Source organism: Streptomyces sp. M2CJ-2, from assembly GCF_016757295.1.
Classification (GTDB): domain Bacteria; phylum Actinomycetota; class Actinomycetes; order Streptomycetales; family Streptomycetaceae; genus Streptomyces.
Genome location: NZ_JAESIF010000302.1, coordinates 1 through 415 on the forward strand (window position 1 = coordinate 1; position 415 = coordinate 415).

At 61.2% G+C, this 415-nt stretch carries 1 protein-coding gene; it reads right to left on the reverse strand.

Going from position 1 to position 415, the window contains the following annotated elements:
* Nucleotides 1-72: 72 nt before the first annotated feature.
* Nucleotides 73-415: hypothetical protein (locus tag JL475_RS41080; RefSeq protein ID WP_237409615.1), on the reverse strand; the 343-nt coding region annotated here is incomplete at its 5' end.

Genomic DNA, 415 nt, shown 5'->3' on the forward strand with positions numbered 1-415 from the left:
GCTCCTGCGGTGTCATGGCCCTCACCTCCGAGAGACGACACACCGCTATTCACCCAAGATAACCAAGCCCTACTACTTGGGGACCGGAAAACACGCTTCAACCCGCTGCCAGTCATCGTCCGTCAGCTCCGGGGGTACGAGCAGCCCCCGCTCCTCGAACCATCCCTCGAAGGGGCAACCAGCGTTTCGTAGCATTCCGGGAACGTGGCTGGTGACGCGAACTTCGATGTCGACAAGATCAAGCAGATCCAGCCTCTCGGCGATTTCCAGAGCGCCGAGTCGAGGAGTCACATCAAGGGCCTGCTCGACGACCTCGTGAACTCGCTCCTCCCGCTCTGAACCCAATGAGGTCTTCTCGGCAACGTGACGGTTGCGGTGCGTGATGATGCCGGGCGGCGGGATGGTGACTCGATGC